This window comes from Flavobacterium sp. (assembly GCF_031422135.1).
GTDB lineage: Bacteria > Bacteroidota > Bacteroidia > Flavobacteriales > Flavobacteriaceae > Flavobacterium.
Window position 1 is genome coordinate 1 of record NZ_JANOQD010000009.1, and the last position, 15,990, is coordinate 15,990.

General features: G+C 31.6%; 18 protein-coding genes. 11 read left to right on the forward strand and 7 right to left on the reverse strand.

The features are described from left to right. Positions 1 to 1,056: acyl-CoA dehydrogenase family protein (locus RMO70_RS01790; protein ID WP_310554710.1), on the forward strand; the 1,056-nt coding region annotated here is incomplete at its 5' end. Between the two features lie 83 nt (positions 1,057 to 1,139). Here the strand turns inward: RMO70_RS01790 and RMO70_RS01795 are convergent. The 5 genes from RMO70_RS01795 to RMO70_RS01815 all read right to left on the reverse strand — a co-directional run bounded on the left by RMO70_RS01795 (position 1,140) and on the right by RMO70_RS01815 (position 6,288). After that, a complete protein-coding gene (locus RMO70_RS01795) occupies positions 1,140 to 1,724 on the reverse strand; it encodes an acyl carrier protein phosphodiesterase (protein WP_310554711.1) in 585 nt (194 codons plus the stop codon). Positions 1,725 to 1,809: 85 nt separating this feature from the next. Next, entirely contained in the window at positions 1,810 to 3,561 is a 1,752-nt protein-coding gene (locus RMO70_RS01800; RefSeq protein ID WP_310554712.1) for a M56 family metallopeptidase, read from the reverse strand. Positions 3,562 to 3,565: 4 nt separating this feature from the next. Beyond that, a complete protein-coding gene (locus RMO70_RS01805; RefSeq protein ID WP_310554713.1) occupies positions 3,566 to 3,922 on the reverse strand; it encodes a BlaI/MecI/CopY family transcriptional regulator in 357 nt (118 codons plus the stop codon). A 144-nt stretch (positions 3,923 to 4,066) separates the two neighbouring features. Continuing rightward, entirely contained in the window at positions 4,067 to 4,981 is a 915-nt protein-coding gene (locus tag RMO70_RS01810; protein ID WP_310554714.1) for a hypothetical protein, read from the reverse strand. 86 nt (positions 4,982 to 5,067) lie between these two features. Next, a complete protein-coding gene (locus tag RMO70_RS01815) occupies positions 5,068 to 6,288 on the reverse strand; it encodes an MFS transporter (protein ID WP_310554728.1) in 1,221 nt (406 codons plus the stop codon). An 85-nt stretch (positions 6,289 to 6,373) separates the two neighbouring features. Here RMO70_RS01815 and RMO70_RS01820 point away from each other — a divergent pair, with 85 nt between their 5' ends. Genes RMO70_RS01820 through RMO70_RS01830 form a run of 3 tightly spaced genes read left to right on the forward strand, consistent with a single transcriptional unit; the run spans position 6,374 to position 8,356 of the window. Then, positions 6,374 to 6,973 (forward strand): DUF1684 domain-containing protein, encoded by a 600-nt coding sequence (locus tag RMO70_RS01820; RefSeq protein ID WP_310554715.1) that lies wholly within the window; start codon positions 6,374 to 6,376, stop codon positions 6,971 to 6,973. Further along, on the forward strand, positions 6,973 to 7,617 hold the full coding sequence (locus RMO70_RS01825; protein WP_310554716.1) for a TatD family hydrolase: 645 nt from the start codon (positions 6,973 to 6,975) through the stop codon (positions 7,615 to 7,617). Before RMO70_RS01820 ends, RMO70_RS01825 begins: the two co-directional genes overlap by 1 nt. 22 nt (positions 7,618 to 7,639) lie before the next feature. After that, positions 7,640 to 8,356, forward strand: a complete 717-nt coding sequence (locus RMO70_RS01830; RefSeq protein WP_310554717.1) for a tRNA threonylcarbamoyladenosine dehydratase — start codon at positions 7,640 to 7,642, stop codon at positions 8,354 to 8,356. Between the two features lies 1 nt (position 8,357). On the opposite strand, the gene RMO70_RS01835 is transcribed toward RMO70_RS01830, so the two are convergent. Continuing rightward, positions 8,358 to 9,380 carry a GyrI-like domain-containing protein gene (locus RMO70_RS01835; protein WP_310554718.1) on the reverse strand — a complete coding sequence of 341 codons (1,023 nt, stop codon included), beginning with the start codon at positions 9,378 to 9,380 and terminating at the stop codon, positions 8,358 to 8,360. Between the two features lie 338 nt (positions 9,381 to 9,718). On the opposite strand from RMO70_RS01835, the gene RMO70_RS01845 reads away from it, so the two are divergent. Next, complete coding sequence (locus tag RMO70_RS01845; protein WP_310554720.1) at positions 9,719 to 10,108, forward strand: nucleoside triphosphate pyrophosphohydrolase family protein; 390 nt, start codon at positions 9,719 to 9,721, stop codon at positions 10,106 to 10,108. A gap of 85 nt (positions 10,109 to 10,193) precedes the next feature. Here RMO70_RS01845 and RMO70_RS01850 read toward each other — a convergent pair whose 3' ends face one another. Next, the gene (locus tag RMO70_RS01850) at positions 10,194 to 11,261 is read right to left on the reverse strand and encodes a branched-chain amino acid aminotransferase (protein ID WP_310554721.1); all 1,068 of its coding nucleotides are present in this window, start codon (positions 11,259 to 11,261) and stop codon (positions 10,194 to 10,196) included. Positions 11,262 to 11,479: 218 nt separating this feature from the next. Between RMO70_RS01850 and RMO70_RS01855 the strand changes: the two genes are divergently transcribed. The 6 genes from RMO70_RS01855 to RMO70_RS01880 all read left to right on the forward strand — a co-directional run. Further along, the gene (locus RMO70_RS01855; RefSeq protein WP_310554722.1) at positions 11,480 to 11,971 is read left to right on the forward strand and encodes a DUF4920 domain-containing protein; all 492 of its coding nucleotides are present in this window, start codon (positions 11,480 to 11,482) and stop codon (positions 11,969 to 11,971) included. Position 11,972: 1 nt separating this feature from the next. After that, positions 11,973 to 12,638 (forward strand): tRNA (5-methylaminomethyl-2-thiouridine)(34)-methyltransferase MnmD, encoded by a 666-nt coding sequence (gene mnmD, locus RMO70_RS01860; RefSeq protein ID WP_310554723.1) that lies wholly within the window; start codon positions 11,973 to 11,975, stop codon positions 12,636 to 12,638. A gap of 78 nt (positions 12,639 to 12,716) precedes the next feature. Continuing rightward, positions 12,717 to 12,914: a hypothetical protein gene (locus RMO70_RS01865; protein ID WP_310554724.1), complete on the forward strand. Its 198-nt coding sequence runs from the start codon at positions 12,717 to 12,719 to the stop codon at positions 12,912 to 12,914. A gap of 208 nt (positions 12,915 to 13,122) precedes the next feature. After that, positions 13,123 to 14,172, forward strand: a complete 1,050-nt coding sequence (locus tag RMO70_RS01870; RefSeq protein WP_310554725.1) for a hypothetical protein — start codon at positions 13,123 to 13,125, stop codon at positions 14,170 to 14,172. Positions 14,173 to 14,216: 44 nt separating this feature from the next. After that, the gene (locus RMO70_RS01875; RefSeq protein ID WP_310554726.1) at positions 14,217 to 14,453 is read left to right on the forward strand and encodes a hypothetical protein; all 237 of its coding nucleotides are present in this window, start codon (positions 14,217 to 14,219) and stop codon (positions 14,451 to 14,453) included. A 73-nt stretch (positions 14,454 to 14,526) separates the two neighbouring features. After that, the coding region (locus RMO70_RS01880) for a DUF4280 domain-containing protein (RefSeq protein ID WP_310554727.1) at positions 14,527 to 15,990 on the forward strand (1,464 nt) is incomplete at its 3' end.

The following is a 15,990-nucleotide window of genomic DNA, read 5'->3' on the forward strand; positions in this document are numbered from 1 at the left end:
ATGCTTTCAGAAAGACAAAATGGATTTAAAATTGCTATGAACTCATTAAATGTTGGTCGTATCAAATTGGCAGTTGCTTGTCTTGATGCGCAACGAAGAGTGATTACTGGAGCTGTAAAATATGCAAATGAAAGAGTTCAGTTTAACACACCAATCGCAAATTTTGGAGCCATTCGTTCTAAATTAGCAGAAATGGCAACAAGTTGTTATGCTGGAGAATGTGGTTCATATAGAGCTGCAAAAGATATAGAAAACAGAATTGCTGCACGTGAAGCTGAGGGAACTTCGCATCAAGAGTCAGAATTAAAAGGTGTAGAAGAATTTGCTATAGAATGTTCCATATTGAAAGTGGCTGTTTCTGAAGATGTTCAGAATTGTGCTGACGAAGGAATTCAAATTTTTGGAGGAATGGGTTTCTCGGAAGATGCTCCAATGGAAGCTGCTTGGCGTGATGCTCGAATAGCACGAATTTACGAAGGTACGAACGAAATCAACAGAATGCTTTCGGTTGGAATGTTGATTAAAAAAGCAATGAAAGGTCACGTTGATTTATTAGGACCAGCTTCAAAAGTACAAGAAGAGTTAATGGGTATTCCATCATTTGAAACTCCAGATTTCTCTGAATTATTTGCTGAAGAAAAATCGATTATTGCAAATTTGAAAAAAGCATTTTTAATGGTTGCTGGTGGTGCTGTTCAAAAATTTGGACCAGATTTAGATGCACATCAAATGTTGTTAATGGCTGCTGCCGATATGCTAATTGAGATTTATATGGCAGAAAGTACAATTTTGCGTACTGAAAAATTAGCAAAATCTAAAGGCGAAGACAAAGCAGTAGAACAAATTGCAATGGCAAAATTATACTTGTACCACGCCGTTGATATAGTAGCTCAAAAAGGTAAAGAAAGCATTATTTCATTTGCTGAAGGAGACGAACAACGTATGATGCTTATGGGATTACGCCGTTTTACAAAATATGTAAATATGCCAAATGTAGTTGGTTTGAGAGAAACAATTACAAGCAAATTAGTTGCTGAAAACGAGTATTGCTTCTAATATTCAAACAAATTTTAAAAAACCATTTCAGATTAATTTTTGAAATGGTTTTTTTTAGTTTTTTTTTTAAATAAACCTTTCTTTTATAAATTGTTTATCAAATCTTGGCAGTACTTGATTAATTCTTGAAAGAAAGCCACAAATTCAATTTCAAATTCTTGATAAAAATCTTGAAGTTCAACAATAGCTTCTTGCATATTGGCTCTGTGTTTGGTTCGGTAATCCATTTGAAACAATATTTTTTCGATTCCAGCAATAGTTTCATAACTAGTTAACCAGTTTTGATCCATCATATAAGGCATCATTGTTTTGGTTTTTTCGGTAAGAACAACATAATTATCGACTAATGATTTATAGAAATTATCGACATAATCATTTAGTTTTTCATCAGAATAATTTTTCCAGTTTTTTGCCAAAAAATGATCGTATAAAATGTCCATTATAACACCTGAATAATGTCCATATTTTTTATGAAGTCGGTGCTTACTTTTTCGATAAATAGGATGTGCGTCAGTAAAAGTATCAATATGTCGATGCAATAAAATCCCTTTTTTAACCTCATCTGGAAAACTCAAATAATCGTTGCCACGAATTCCATCGGCCATAAAATTACCAATTTTTATTAAATCGTTGTTTCCTGAAAGATAAATATGAGCTAGAAAGTTCATTACTAATGTTTTTGCTAATATACATAAATAAAAAAAGTGAATTTGAAAATTTCAAATTCACTTTAAGTATACAAAAAACAGGTATTTATCTATTATTTCTCTTAGCTTTCATTTCATCACGTTTTGCATTAATAGCATCTCGCTTGGCATTCATTTCATCTCGCTTGGCATTCATTCGATCTCTAATAGCTTCTTGCCGATCTTGATTTTCATCTCCAACACTTTCCTGATAGGCTTCCATTTTATCTTGATAGGCTTCCATTTTGGCTTCAAATTTTTCCATTTCTTTTTCAAAAGCCGTCATATCAGGCTCCCATTCTTCCATTTTGGATTCATAGGCTTTCATTTCGGCTTCAAACTTTTTCATATCTGGACTATTTTCCCAATCTTTAGCAAACTTCTCCATATCAGCTTCAAATTTTTGCCACCCTTTTTTATCGTTTGGATTTGTTGGTGTTTTTACATTTGGATGTGTTGGAAAGTTTGGAGGAGTTGGTGGTGCTGGCATATTACTCATATCTGGAGGAGTTGGTGGAGTTGGTGGAGCAGGAAGCATTGGTAAATCTTGTAAATCTACCAAACCATTAGCTTTTGCTTTTTCAACAATTGTATATTCATCAATGGTATCTCTAAAATCTGAGGAATCAATTGTATCATAAAACCTTGCTTCATATTTGCCAGAACGAGATTTTTTTGCAGAAAATTTAAACGAATCTATTGGAGTGTCACCATCAATTTTATGAGTGCCTTTGGAACCGTTATTATCATTAAAATTTACAGTAATTGCTGTAATTTCTCCTTTTTTGTTTCTTTTTACTTTTGAAAATTTCAAATCAATATTTGAATGGGTTTTTAATCTTTCTACATCGTTTTTTAACTCTTCATCTGTACTCTTACTACACACTATCACTTGTGAGACATCATGGCTATAATTTTGAGCGTTTTCGAGTTTTCGAGTTTTTTCTTGCGCAATAACTTTTACTTGAAAGAAAATTACAAATGCTACTAATGCAGGAATTATGAGGGCATACTTCCATACATTTCTCTGTTTTGATTGATTTTTGTTTAACATAACAATTCGTTTTTTGATTAATGATTGATAAAAATTATTGGTAATCGACAAGCAGTTTTGATCAGTAACTACTTTTAAAAGCGTCATTTGATACGCTTTTTTATCTTCAGTATTTTGAATTGCCTTTTGGTCGGCAATGTATTCTAGGTTTTGCAGAATGGCTTTTTTGTATAACCATACAAACGGATTGAACCAAAAAACAGCACAGAAAACTTTAACAATAATAACATCAATGGAATGTTTCTCTAGGCTGTGTACTTTTTCGTGATTTAATATGCTTTCTAATTCAATTTTTGAATACAATTTGGAATTAAAAACGATGTATCTAAAAAATGAAAACGGACTGATATTTTCATTAATGTCAACCAAAGCAAACGGTTTTTTTATTTCTACTTTTTTGTTATACAATAGTTTGAATAATGAAAACACATTCACTATTATACTACCTAACAAAACTATTGCTATAACGAAATAGCCAAAATTTATAGCTTCAATCCAATCAAAGCTACTCTCTATTGGTTTAACTTCTCTGCTTATATTTGGAATAATAGAGTCCAGTTTATTAAAAACAATAGGTGTTTTTTCAATAAAAACTATTTTCTTAATAAAAAACAAAGGCAATAATACCGAAGTAAACAAACCAGATAATAAAAACCATCTGTTGCTATTGAAAAACGTTTCTTTTTGGATCAAAAAATAATAGGACAAATAGAAAACAGCAATTAAAGCACTTGATTTTAACACATAAATAAAAATAGTTTCCATCGCTTTATTTTTTTTCAATAATTGCTAAAATCTCCCGTAATTCGTCCGCAGAAATCTTATTTTCTTCTGCAAAAAAGGACACCATATTTTTATAAGAACTATTAAAATAGGTTTCAATTGCAGTATTCATAAAACGTTTTCTGTATTCTTCCAGTTGAACAATCGGAAAATATTGATGTGTATTTCCAAAAGCATTATAGGATACAAAGCCTTTCTCTTCCAAGTTTCTAATGATGGTTGAAAGTGTATTATAATGTGGCTTATCTTGCTCAATTTCGGCTAAAACTTCTTTTACAAAAGCCTTTTTAAGCTTCCATAAAATTTGCATAATCTCTTCTTCTTTGTTGGTTAACTTTTGCATAATATTTTAATTATCATAATCGACTAGACAAACTTACAACTATATTTCTAGTTTACAAACTGTTTTTATAGTTATTTAACTATTTTTTAAGTTTTAAAATATAATCGCATAAAAAAACCACTCGTTACAGTGGTTTTAGTAGTTTTATGTTTTTCTCATTTTAATTTCAGATTTTGCTTTTTGAAGTTCCTTTCTAGCTTCTTCCATTTCTTTTTTTGCTTTCAGCATTTCTTCTTTGGCTTGTTTGAGTTCTTCTTTGGTTGTGTCTTTGTTAGATTTCAAATCTTTCAAATTCTTGGCATCATTTTCGGAGTTTGGCATCATTTGCAATAATTGGCTTTGCATTTTTTCCATTTGCTCTTTCAAATTATTCATATCTGAAGAATTTCCAAAATTAAAATCTAACTTTTGATTACCATTCAATTCAAATTGGTGTTGTTTTTTAATTTTATCCAATTCTTCAATGCTATAGCCTTCGCCTCCTTCAATGACTTCTCCATCTTCAATAACTAATGGTTTTTTTCCATTTTCTTGAATAATAATTTTAGATTTTTTGTTCATTTTTGGACTCAAATCATTACTAAACCCAAAGTTTTCGCTGCTTAATGTATCCATTTGGATTTGGTTTCCAAATGATTTCTTCAAATCATTAAAATCAAAATTACCGAAAGCCATTCCCATACTATCATTGGCTTGACCAAAACCTATTGCATCTCGGTTTTTATAAAATAGAATAGGTGTAATAGCATTTTTACCATTATATTCCTGACTTCCAGTATTACCATCTTGATCTTTATATTCTATCTTGATAGCCGTAATTTCGCCATTAATGTTACGTTTTAAATTGGAATACTTTATTGTGACACCATTGTTCTGCTTTAATGCTTTGATATCATCAAGCATTTCTTGTTCTGGCGTATTTTTATTCCAAGTCATAACAACTGAACTAGAATCCATACTAGTATTTGAAAAACTATTGGCTTGAGCAAATAAGGCTCCTACTGACATTATTGTCATTACTATTTGAAAAAAAAGAATCTCTTTTAGATTTGTTCTCATAATTAAATAAAGTATTAGATTAATGATTATAATGCTCAAAATTATATTTTTTTGAAATTTTAAAAAACATAATTTTTGTTAATTAACTATTTTTTAAGTTTTTCAGTTGCCACCAGTTTCATAACCCAAAAACCACAAATTACACCTATCAAACCTAGAATTCCCATTACAAGCCAGTTGATTTGATATCCAAAACGTTCAATAATTCCCATTCCGAGTTTTGCACTTATAATATGCGCCAAACTAAAACTCATTGTAAAAATAGCCATATATCTTCCCTCGTGACCCTTTGGTGCACGACTCATTGCAAATGAATTAGAAAACGGAAACGAAAACATTTCGCCAAAAGTCATAAACAACATCATTACAATAAGAATACCAACCCAAAAATTAATCAATAGTAAGAACAAACTGATTGTCATTGCCAAGCAACCGTAAGTTATAATCTTAACTTTGTTTATTTTTTTTCGTTCTATATACCCCACAATTGGCATTTCGAGAAAGAAAATAAGGACTCCATTTAAGGTTAGCAATAGTCCCGTTTGAAATTCGCTTAGACCGAATTGCTCTCGGTGATACAATGGAATCGTAGTAAACAACTGGAAAAATAATACACCAGTAATCACACACATCATTAAAAATATCCAAAAAGCTTTGTCTTTAAAAACAGATTCTCTTGTTACTGTAGCTATAATCGCTTTTTGCTCTGGTGTTTTTTTCTTTTCTTTTACCAAAAGTGCAAATACTAAGATTGCGACTATACAAGTCGCTCCATCAACCCAAAAAAGACCCTTGTAGCCAATAGCCATAATTATGAGTCCTCCCATTGCTGGTCCAGCTGCAAAACCCAAATTGATCGCTAATCGCACTAATGTTAGTGCTCTGGTTCTATTTTCAGGTTCAGCATAAGCGGCAAGCGAAACAAACATTGCTGGACGAAACATATCGGCGATAATCATTAAAACCATCATTCCTATACACAACCCCATAAAACTTGTGATGTATTGCAAGGCAAAAAATAATAATCCGCTTGTAAACAGACTAAAAATCATAATACGATAAAACCCAATCTTGTCAGACAATTTACCACCAAGCCAAGAACCAGCCATCGAACCAATACCAAAAAAAACCATAATCCAACCGACTTCAGTATACGAGAAATGCAAATCTTCTTTAAGATATTTGGATAAAAAAGGTAAGACCATCGTTCCAGCACGATTGATAAATGTGATAAAAGTAAGTATCCAAATTTCTCTAGAAAAACCTCTAAAATTATTGATATAGCGATTAAAAGCTGTTTTGAACATTGATTTAATGATAATTTTCAAAGTTACAAATTTGTATCATTGTAGCTTTGGTAGTTTTAAACTATTTTTGCAAAAAACAAATTCAATGAAAAACTATTTTTCAGTCCTATTACTGCTTTCTTTTTTTCTTTCGAATGCTCAGGATAAGAAAGAAGAAACTTCGCAAGAATTTCAATTCGAATTGAATAAAAAATATGCTGATTCGACTTCGAGCCCTCTTAATAAAGAAGATTTAGACCATTTTAAAGGGTTAGTTTTTTTTGAAATAGATTCAAAATATGTTATAGAAGCCACCTTTGTAAGAACCAAAAGAGAAAAAATTTTCAAAATGGAAACCACAACTTCCAGGCTTCCAGAATACAAAAAATATGGTGAATTATTTTTTTCAATCGAAGGAAAAGATTTTAAATTGAATGTATATCAAAACATTGATTTGTCTAAGAAAAAAGAATATAAAGATTATCTTTTCTTACCATTTACGGATTTAACTTGTGGAAACCAAAGTTATGTAGGCGGAAGGTATATTGATTTAAGAATTCCTAAAAAAGATATAGTGCGTATCGATTTTAATAAATCCTACAATCCGTATTGTGCATACAATCCCAAATATTCTTGTCCAATTGTGCCTATCGAAAATGATTTGGCAATTGAAATAAAAGCTGGTGTTAAGAAATTTCACGACTAATGTTTTACAATATTCACACTCATAAGTCGTCAAACCAAGATGGTATTTTGGAAATTGTAAATCAATATCCACAAGAATTTGATGATACAATTCCATTCTATTCCATTGGAATTCATCCTTGGTATATTGATGAAGATAGGTTAGAATCCGATTTACAAATTATAGAAGAAAAATTACAACTCAAAAATTGTCTTGCTCTAGGCGAATGCGGATTAGACAAACGAATTGAAACTTCATTTGAAACTCAAATTACAGTTTTCGAAAAACAAATTGAATTGGCAAAAAAATACAAAAAACCATTAATTTTGCACTGTGTTTCGGCATATCAAGAAGTTATAGAAATCAAGAAACGCCTGCAAATAGAGGTTCCCATACTAATTCACGGATTTTCTAAAAATGAACAAGTAGCAAAATCTCTTTTAGATAACGGATTCTATTTATCGTTTGGAAAATATTTATTGCGAAATCCAGAATTAGAGCAAGTATTCAAACAAGTCCCAAATAATCAGTTTTTTCTCGAGACGGATACAATCGAAGAAAGTTTGGAGGAAGTTTATACATTAGCAGCAAAATATAAAAACACTGAAATTTCAGAAATTCAAAAACAAATTCAATCAAACTTTAACCAAGTGTTTAATTTTTGATTTCAGATTTAAAAGAAAAAAAATGGCAAAATGGCAAGAAAGAGCTGAACTTTTATTTAAAAAAGAAGGTTTAGATAATTTACAAAATTCAAATGTTTTAGTTGTAGGATTAGGTGGCGTAGGTTCCTTTGCAGCCGAATTTTTAGTTCGTGCAGGTGTAGGTAAACTAACTATTGTTGATGGAGATACAGTTGACATTACTAATATAAATAGACAATTGCCCGCATTACACTCCACAGTAGGAATGCCAAAAGTGAACGTTGTTGGTGATCGATTAATGGATATTAATCCTGAATTAAAACTCACCAAAGTCGAAGAGTTTTTGTCTCCAGAGCGAGCCTTTGAAATAGTTACAGAAGACTTTAACTACATTTTAGATTGTATTGATAGCGTGACTCCAAAATTAAACTTGATTATTGCTGCAAAACGCAAGCGTGTCAAAATTATCTCCTCTATGGGTGCTGGTGGAAAAATGGAAGCTTCTAAAGTGCATGTTTCTTGTATTACCAATGCTACAAATTGTATGTTGGCAAAAACCATCAGGAAGCGTTTGAAAGCGGTAAAAATTGACAAACTAAAAGTAGTTTCCTCTTCAGAAATTCAAGATGAAACGAGTCTGAAAATGACAGATGGAGCCAATTACAAAAAATCATTTTATGGAACTAACAGTTATATGCCTGGTCTTTTTGGCTTGTATGCAGCCGAAACAGTAATTCGTTATTTACTAAAGAAAGAATAGATTATTCCATTATTGGTTCTTCTTCAACTACCGTAGAATCTTTTGCAATAACTTTAGGTTTCTTTTTAAATACAGGTTTTATAGGACGAACAGGGATTAAAATTTCAGTAACCCATTTTGAAGTTGAGTTATTTGTAGTGCTATTTTTAGAAATAATTTCAATTTCTTTGTGTTTTGGGCTTTGCTCTAACTTATTTTTTGACATAAATACAAAAATTTGATTCAGAGCTTCTGCCTTATGATTATAATTTCCAGTTAAAGTTGCTTTTACAGCTTGAAACGGATTGGTTTGTCCAGAATATATATCACTTTCAGCAGAAATTTGAATTTTCTGTTTGGTTGGAACAGCAACCGAAAAAGTAATCGTATTTGCCAAACTATCTCTAGAATGATAAATTATAAAAGGCAATCCATTTGTTTTTGTTTTGGTATCCAATAACAATTTTTCCAATTTTGGAAGAATACTTTTTATTTTATTTGGAAGTTGTTCTTTCTTGCACGTTACTGGTCTTTGAATGTAAAAAACAGTATCTCTTTCAACAAATCCATCAAGTTTGATATTATAAGTATTGACTTCAGTCGTTAAAACTCGATTTAAATTAAAAAGACCTTTCTCAAAATCATCATCTAAAGCATTCTTTTCTCCTCGATTTATAAGAGATAAAAGTTTATCAGTAAAACTCATTTTCCCATTTGTAATCCAACTAACTTTAGTGTTTTTTAAGGAATCTGAAAAAATCCAAGTAGTTTTTGTTTCATTTCCTCCTAACAAAAGGAATTGAGAAATTGAATCTTTATCAAAAACGTTTTGCTTTTTTATGATTCCTTTTTGCAAATTATCTTTCCACGGATTAATAGTTTCCCAATTTTTAGAGTCTGCCATATAGGAGATAGCTGTTGATTTTGGAACTTCAATTAATTTACTTTTGACTACTTTATAGCTTCCATCTTTAGTAGTAACAAAAACAGACATCGCAATTGCAAAAAGTAGGATAAGTAGAAAGATATATTTGGCAATTTTCATATTTTAAGAAATGAAGACTATGCAAAAATATAAAAATAAATGATATTTTATTTATATAAAAATCAATAATTTAACTATTCTTTCAATAATGTTTTAATCAGAAATAAAGTTCCAATAAAAAGCATAAAAAAAGCGAGTATCCAGTAGCTTCCTTTGTAATACACTTTGTGCATTTTTAAATCTTTTCGGTATGAAAATATCATAACAATTATAAAAAAAACCACAAAAAAGGCAGCAAAAATAATTTGTCCTTTACTAAACATATTTTTTTTATACAAAAATAACTATTTGTAATTTGATTTTGATACTTTGCAGTAAAATTATATTAAAATCAAGTTATGCAAAATCAAATTAAATCTGTACACGAGTTCCATTCTGCTTTTGGACTTGGCATCAATACAAATCCTACTGGTGATTTAGGTAATGATAAAAATTTACTTCGTTTTAATTTAATGAAAGAAGAAAATGAAGAGTATCTGGAAGCTGTTCAAAATAATGATTTGATTGAAATTGCGGATGCACTTGGCGATATGCTTTACATTTTATGTGGCACTATTATAGAACATGGTTTGCAAGACAAAATTGAAGCGGTTTTTAACGAAATACAACGCAGTAATATGAGTAAATTGGGAGAAAACGGAAAACCTATTTATCGTGAAGATGGAAAAGTTCTGAAAGGACCAAACTATTTCAAACCAAATTTTGAAGAAATTTTGAAGAAATTTTGAAGTAGTATTTTGAAATTAAAAGAAAGAGAGGTGTTTTCAATTAAAAAACACCTCTCTTTCTTTTTTTTTTGCAGAATACTAAAAACTAAATCTTAACCGTCCAATCAAAAGTATCCTCAGCTAATTTATGTTGAATGTTAGTCAATTTTTCTTTAAGATCTAATGCCATTGATTTTTCAAGTTTAGGCAATTCATAATATACATCTTGAAAAGAAAATCCAATAATAGGATTAACAACAGCCGCTGTTCCTGCACCAAAAATCTCTTTGAGTGAACCATCTTTTGCTCCATTTATAAGCTCCTTTACTAAAACAGGTCGGACATCCACTTTATAGCCTTCTCGTTTTGCTAAATCAATTAAACTTTTACGAGTTACACCATCAAGAATTCGCTCACTGGTTGGTGCTGTAAGCAAAGTATCATTTATTCTAAAAAAAACATTCATTGTTCCAGCTTCTTCTAGCTTGGTATGTGTTGCATCGTCAGTCCAAATAATTTGCTGGAAACCTTTATCATGAGCCAATTGTGTTGGATAAAATTGTGCTGAATAATTACCCGCAGCTTTCGCAGCTCCTATTCCTCCATTTGCTGCACGACTATAATGTTCTGCAATTAAAACTTTAACTTCACCAGAATAATAAGCTTTGGCAGGAGACAAAATAATCATAAAACGATATTGAGTTGATGGTTGCGCAATAACACCAGTACCTATAGCAATCATAAACGGACGGATATATAAGGTATTTCCTTTTCCTTCTTTAATCCAATCTTTTTCAATTTTTAAAATTTCTTTCAAACCATTCATAAAGATATTTTCAGGAACTTCTGGCATAGCCATTCTCACTGCTGATTTGTTGAAACGAACAAAATTCTCATCAGGGCGATACAACCAAACGTCATCGTTTTGGTCTTTATAAGCTTTCATTCCTTCAAAAATAGCTTGTCCATAATGAAAAACTTTAGCCGATGGATCCAGTAAAAAAGGTTCGTATTTTTTTATCACTGGTTTCTGCCAAGCACCATCTTTAAAATCACACAACAACATGTGGTCTGTAAAAACGTTTCCAAAAGCTAGATTTTCAAAATCTACTTCATTTATTTTTGTAGTTGCTACTTTAACTATATCGATTTCGCTAATAATATCTGACACCATTTGATTATAAAAATTTTTGCTAATTTAATAAAAAACCCGATTTAACTTTAGAAATTAATTACTTATTCTTCACAATTGCTTTATTTTTCATAAAAAAATAACACATATCATTTTATATTACGTTTTTGTTATTATTTTTTACTTTTCTTTACTATAATTCTATAAAGTTGTGAAAATCTTTTTTATTTTTGTACTAAATAAATTTTAATACTAAAATAATGAAAAAATTATTCATTTGTGTGGTACTCACTGTTTCATTTTGGAGCTGTAATTCAAATAAAAATCAAGCAAATTCGAGTGAAATTGCTGGTTACAAATCATTTGGATCGAAAATATCTGATGAAAAAACTATTGCTGCAAATGATATGGCTTCTAAGTACAGTACATTAAAACTAGGGGATACTATAAATGTAAAATTCAAATCGACTATAAAAGAAGTATGCCAGAATAAAGGCTGTTGGATGAAATTAGATTTGGGTAACAAAAAAGAGACTTTTGTAAAGTTTAAAGATTATGCTTTTTTTATGCCTAAAGATTCAAAAAATAATGAAGTAATTGTAAATGGAAAAGCATTTGTTAGCGAAGAATCAGTAGAAGACCAAAAGCATTATGCTAAAGATGGAGGAATGGCACAAGCTGAAATTGACAAAATTGTAAATATTAAAACTATTTATTCGTTTGTGGCTGATGGAGTTTTAATCAAAAAGTAGTTTGAAACGCGAAATTATCACCACTACTGATGGTTCAACAACCATTCACTTACCAGATTGGGACGAATGCTATCATTCCAAGCACGGAGCCATTCAGGAAGCATATCATGTATTTATAAAAAACGGACTTTCTTTAATAGAAGACAAGTCCGTTTCTATTTTAGAAATTGGTTTCGGTACTGGCTTAAATGCTTTTATTACTTTTTTGGAAGCAAATAAAAATAATTTGAATATTGATTATACTGGAGTAGAAGCCTATCCAGTTGAGATTGAAGAAGCATTTGCAATGAATTATTTGAAGGCACTGGACGCCATCCCATTTGAAACCAAATATAGATTAATGCACGAATGCCATTGGGAACAAAAGATACTAATTGACTCTAATTTTTGTTTAACGAAACGTAAACAATTTTTTCAAGAAATTAGTGATGAAAATCAATTTGACTTAATTTATTTTGACGCTTTTGGATTCAGAGTACAGCCCGAATTATGGAGTACAGCAATTTTTCAAAAAATGTATAATTCGCTAAAAAGCAAAGGAATACTTGTAACTTATGCAGCTCGAGGTGTCGTTAAGCGTTCTATGCAAGAAGTAGGATTTACTGTTAAAAAAGTAGCTGGACCACCAGGAAAAAGGGAAATGATGATTGCATATAAAAATATTTAGTATTAATTTAATATAATTTTGTGATTTCGCATTAATTTTTTGTTTAAATTAGCTTAAACAAATCATAAACCATTTATTATGTCAAAAGTGATGATGGATTTCACAAAATCAATACTTGAAAGAGTAAGTTTTGATCCCATTTTGTTCTGTAAAGAAGTCGAAAAAGCAGTAAAAACACTTCTACCTTATGAGATAGAAGAATTAGTAGAATGGCTTTTTAATTTTACTGCAGAAAAACCAGAGTTAAGGTACTGTTTAAATAGAATTAAATCATAAAACTAAAAGGAGCTTAAATGGCTCCTTTTTTTATGTCTTCCTTTTCAAATACATAATTAAAAGCAGACCATATTTTAAAAACAAAGCAAATTTTTTATTAAACTATCATAAAAAATACTAAAAAAATTTAACAAAATACACCAGGAAACCGTAATGTAGTATTTGAGATAAAGTGTATCTTACCCTCTTTTTTTAACATCGATAATTTATGCCCTTACAACAAGAAAAATACAGTATTTATGCTCTAAAAAAAGGAGATACGCTAGCTAGTGTGGCTACATATTTTGAAAAAACACAGCAAGAAATAAAGGGTTTTCATAATATATTTTGTGAACATTCAGCATTAATTGTATATGATTTTCCTTATGATTTGAAACAATTGTACGTATTCCCACAACTACATTACAAAGCCATAGGAGTAGCAGAACATCTAGATCAAAGCACTTATTTGCAACACCATACCCAAGAAGGAACCTGCAATTATAGTGTAGAATATGTATCAACAGAAGGAGAAAAAAAGACGGTTGTCGATTTTGAAATTAGCATTACACAAAAAGGATTATTTAAAGAAGGGTATTTGTACTTGATACATAAAATTGCGCCAACTCTCATTAATGGAGAAGTAACGCCTAATGATACAGAAGAAATAAAAGAGAAATTAGGCAATATTGTGTATCCGCTTCAGGTTTTAGTTCAAGAAAATGGGAAGTGGCAAGAACTTATTTATGACAAAGCCATTAAGAAACGATTTGCTACTGCAAAGCAAGAAATCCTTGAATACAATAAAGGTAAACTAGTTTCTGATTTGTTGCAAGAAGCTGAAAAAAAGTTGTGCTATGAGGAGCGTTTTAAAAAAATGTTTCAAGACAATTGGCTACTTGGTACTATTTTTAGTAACACATATAGATATTATAACCACCAGCAACCTATAAAAGAAACTGTTAAATTTGCATTATTAAATCACGTAGTCCCAATTGCATTTGATACAGAACAAACTATTGGCGATTTTATGCCAGACTCAAAACACATTACCATCAATAGGAACGGTATTTCAAACGATACTAGAACAAGAGAAGCTTTAGAACAAGCCGTTGGAGAGACTAAGTACGATGGTACTTTGTCGCAAAAAATTGATGCAAAATTTGAACAAAAAATAATACTCGATATAAAAACATCTAACATAGTTTCTATATATTTGCGAGCAAGCATTGACTTACAAACACCACGAAGTGTTCGGGTTAAAGTGGCAATGATTTGAAGGAATAGTTATTTAGTGATTTTTAATTCGTAATTCATAAAAATATGGCAGACAAACACTATGAAGTAGTATTTCCTGCATTAGGTGGCACTGAAATTGTTGTTTCTGATAAGGAGAGAGACCTTAAAATTGTTTTTGATTATTTAAAACCTTTTGATTTAGAGGATGAGGAAGTTTTTGATTTCATTCTGAATGATGTTGCAAAACGTATGAATGAAATTGTAGATCAATATGAGCGTTTTAATGGCGACCAACTCCTATACCCAACAGAAGTAGAATGAAAATAGTTTATTTATTCGGGGATTCGAAGGTTCGATAATTCTATTTTTTTTAATTGTTAATTCATAAAAAAGCATGGCTGAAAAACATATCGTAGTACAAGGAGGCACCTGCCAGTGTAAATTTAGCGTTGAGCCCAAGACCGATGTCTTGAAAGTAAACACGCAAAGTATGCATTATGCTAACGACAAAGAAGGTAAAGAAAAACTGATTGCTACAGATAAAGATATAGGGCAAACGCTCGATAAAAACACGTTTGGTAAATGCAAAATGCAACCCAATGGCAGTGGCGATTTCTTGCCGTGTCAAGCGGTAATCACCCAGTGGAGTGATTTTTATGACAAAGTAACACTATCTAATCAAGGTAAAATATTACTAGAAGACAGCAAAGCCACCTGTCCTATAGGCGGTCCTGATTGTATCACCATAAAAAACCACGGTCAAACAGGCGAAGGCAGCCAGCAACAAGCAAAAGAAAGCGATACTGTGGCACAAAACCAAGCCAACCCCGTATTTGCAGATTTTAATGACAACCAAACACAAGCCAAAGCCGAGGAGAAACCACAGGGACCAGAAGAAAAACGAGAAATCGTTAAAGTAGTCCCTGAGGATATTGATGGTAAAGTCATACCTAAGGGCGAGAAATACCATTATGGTAAAGTAGTAAATGTTGTGGTACACACCACAGGTATGGTGGGAGAACTCGTGCATGTAGAGCTCTGGGAAGACGACGCTATAGGTGCAGGACATAGTGACGAAAACCGCTACAACAAGGTGATGGAGCAGTTTGCGTTTGTAGGCGAAAAAGGCGTAGCCGAAGTGCGGTTTGTGATTCAAAACGCCTACAGAAGTATAGCGGTAACCCACAACGCCAAAGAAGGCAAAACGCACGAGTATTATTTTATGGTCTATGCGCCTCAGGTGATAAACACGAGTGGCAACATCAACATATATGCACCAGAATATGTAGAAGAAAAGAAAAGGGTCATCGAAGAAAAACTAAAAGGCATAGAGCCAAAACCAGTACAAGAACCCAAACAAAAAATAAAAGCCGAAGCCCCAAAAATTGTAGTCCCTGCAAAAGTCGCAACACCTAAACCAGCACCTAAACCAGCAGCACCAGCAGCACCAGCAGCAGTTGTACCTAAAAAAATAACGTATATTTATTTTACAGACGATAAAGGAAATAAAATTACAAACAGTGATTATGGCAACACCATAAGAGCCACGATAGGCTCCACAGGGCTTGTAGGACACACCGTAAAGTTGCGGGTATATGACAAAGAGTGGCTGGGCGACCCCCATTTGCTAACCAAAGACCCAATTGTTAAAACAATAACCAGCAATTTATGCTATGTTGAAATCCCGCTTACCGAGGCAATGAAAAAACTAGGTGGTAATATGTGGTACGACGATGTATATGTCGATATTGAAATAGTAGAAACCAAAGCCCACATAAAAAGCCAAAGTATTACTGTAGATACAAATAGATTTTCATTTGATTTACCTGATAATGAGACGAAGATAAAGGTGGCTAGT

What these genes read in the sequence shown, in the direction of transcription:
- RMO70_RS01795 (WP_310554711.1), bottom strand. Translation starts at nt 1,724, where the DNA reads ATGAACTTTCTAGCTCATATTTATCTTTCAGGAAACAACGATTTAATA.
- RMO70_RS01800 (WP_310554712.1), bottom strand. Translation starts at nt 3,561, where the DNA reads ATGGAAACTATTTTTATTTATGTGTTAAAATCAAGTGCTTTAATTGCT.
- RMO70_RS01805 (WP_310554713.1), bottom strand. Translation starts at nt 3,922, where the DNA reads ATGCAAAAGTTAACCAACAAAGAAGAAGAGATTATGCAAATTTTATGG.
- RMO70_RS01810 (WP_310554714.1), bottom strand. Translation starts at nt 4,981, where the DNA reads ATGAGAACAAATCTAAAAGAGATTCTTTTTTTTCAAATAGTAATGACA.
- RMO70_RS01815 (WP_310554728.1), bottom strand. Translation starts at nt 6,288, where the DNA reads ATGTTCAAAACAGCTTTTAATCGCTATATCAATAATTTTAGAGGTTTT.
- RMO70_RS01820 (WP_310554715.1), top strand. Translation starts at nt 6,374, where the DNA reads ATGAAAAACTATTTTTCAGTCCTATTACTGCTTTCTTTTTTTCTTTCG.
- RMO70_RS01825 (WP_310554716.1), top strand. Translation starts at nt 6,973, where the DNA reads ATGTTTTACAATATTCACACTCATAAGTCGTCAAACCAAGATGGTATT.
- RMO70_RS01830 (WP_310554717.1), top strand. Translation starts at nt 7,640, where the DNA reads ATGGCAAAATGGCAAGAAAGAGCTGAACTTTTATTTAAAAAAGAAGGT.
- RMO70_RS01835 (WP_310554718.1), bottom strand. Translation starts at nt 9,380, where the DNA reads ATGAAAATTGCCAAATATATCTTTCTACTTATCCTACTTTTTGCAATT.
- RMO70_RS01845 (WP_310554720.1), top strand. Translation starts at nt 9,719, where the DNA reads ATGCAAAATCAAATTAAATCTGTACACGAGTTCCATTCTGCTTTTGGA.
- RMO70_RS01850 (WP_310554721.1), bottom strand. Translation starts at nt 11,261, where the DNA reads ATGGTGTCAGATATTATTAGCGAAATCGATATAGTTAAAGTAGCAACT.
- RMO70_RS01855 (WP_310554722.1), top strand. Translation starts at nt 11,480, where the DNA reads ATGAAAAAATTATTCATTTGTGTGGTACTCACTGTTTCATTTTGGAGC.
- RMO70_RS01865 (WP_310554724.1), top strand. Translation starts at nt 12,717, where the DNA reads ATGTCAAAAGTGATGATGGATTTCACAAAATCAATACTTGAAAGAGTA.
- RMO70_RS01870 (WP_310554725.1), top strand. Translation starts at nt 13,123, where the DNA reads ATGCCCTTACAACAAGAAAAATACAGTATTTATGCTCTAAAAAAAGGA.
- RMO70_RS01875 (WP_310554726.1), top strand. Translation starts at nt 14,217, where the DNA reads ATGGCAGACAAACACTATGAAGTAGTATTTCCTGCATTAGGTGGCACT.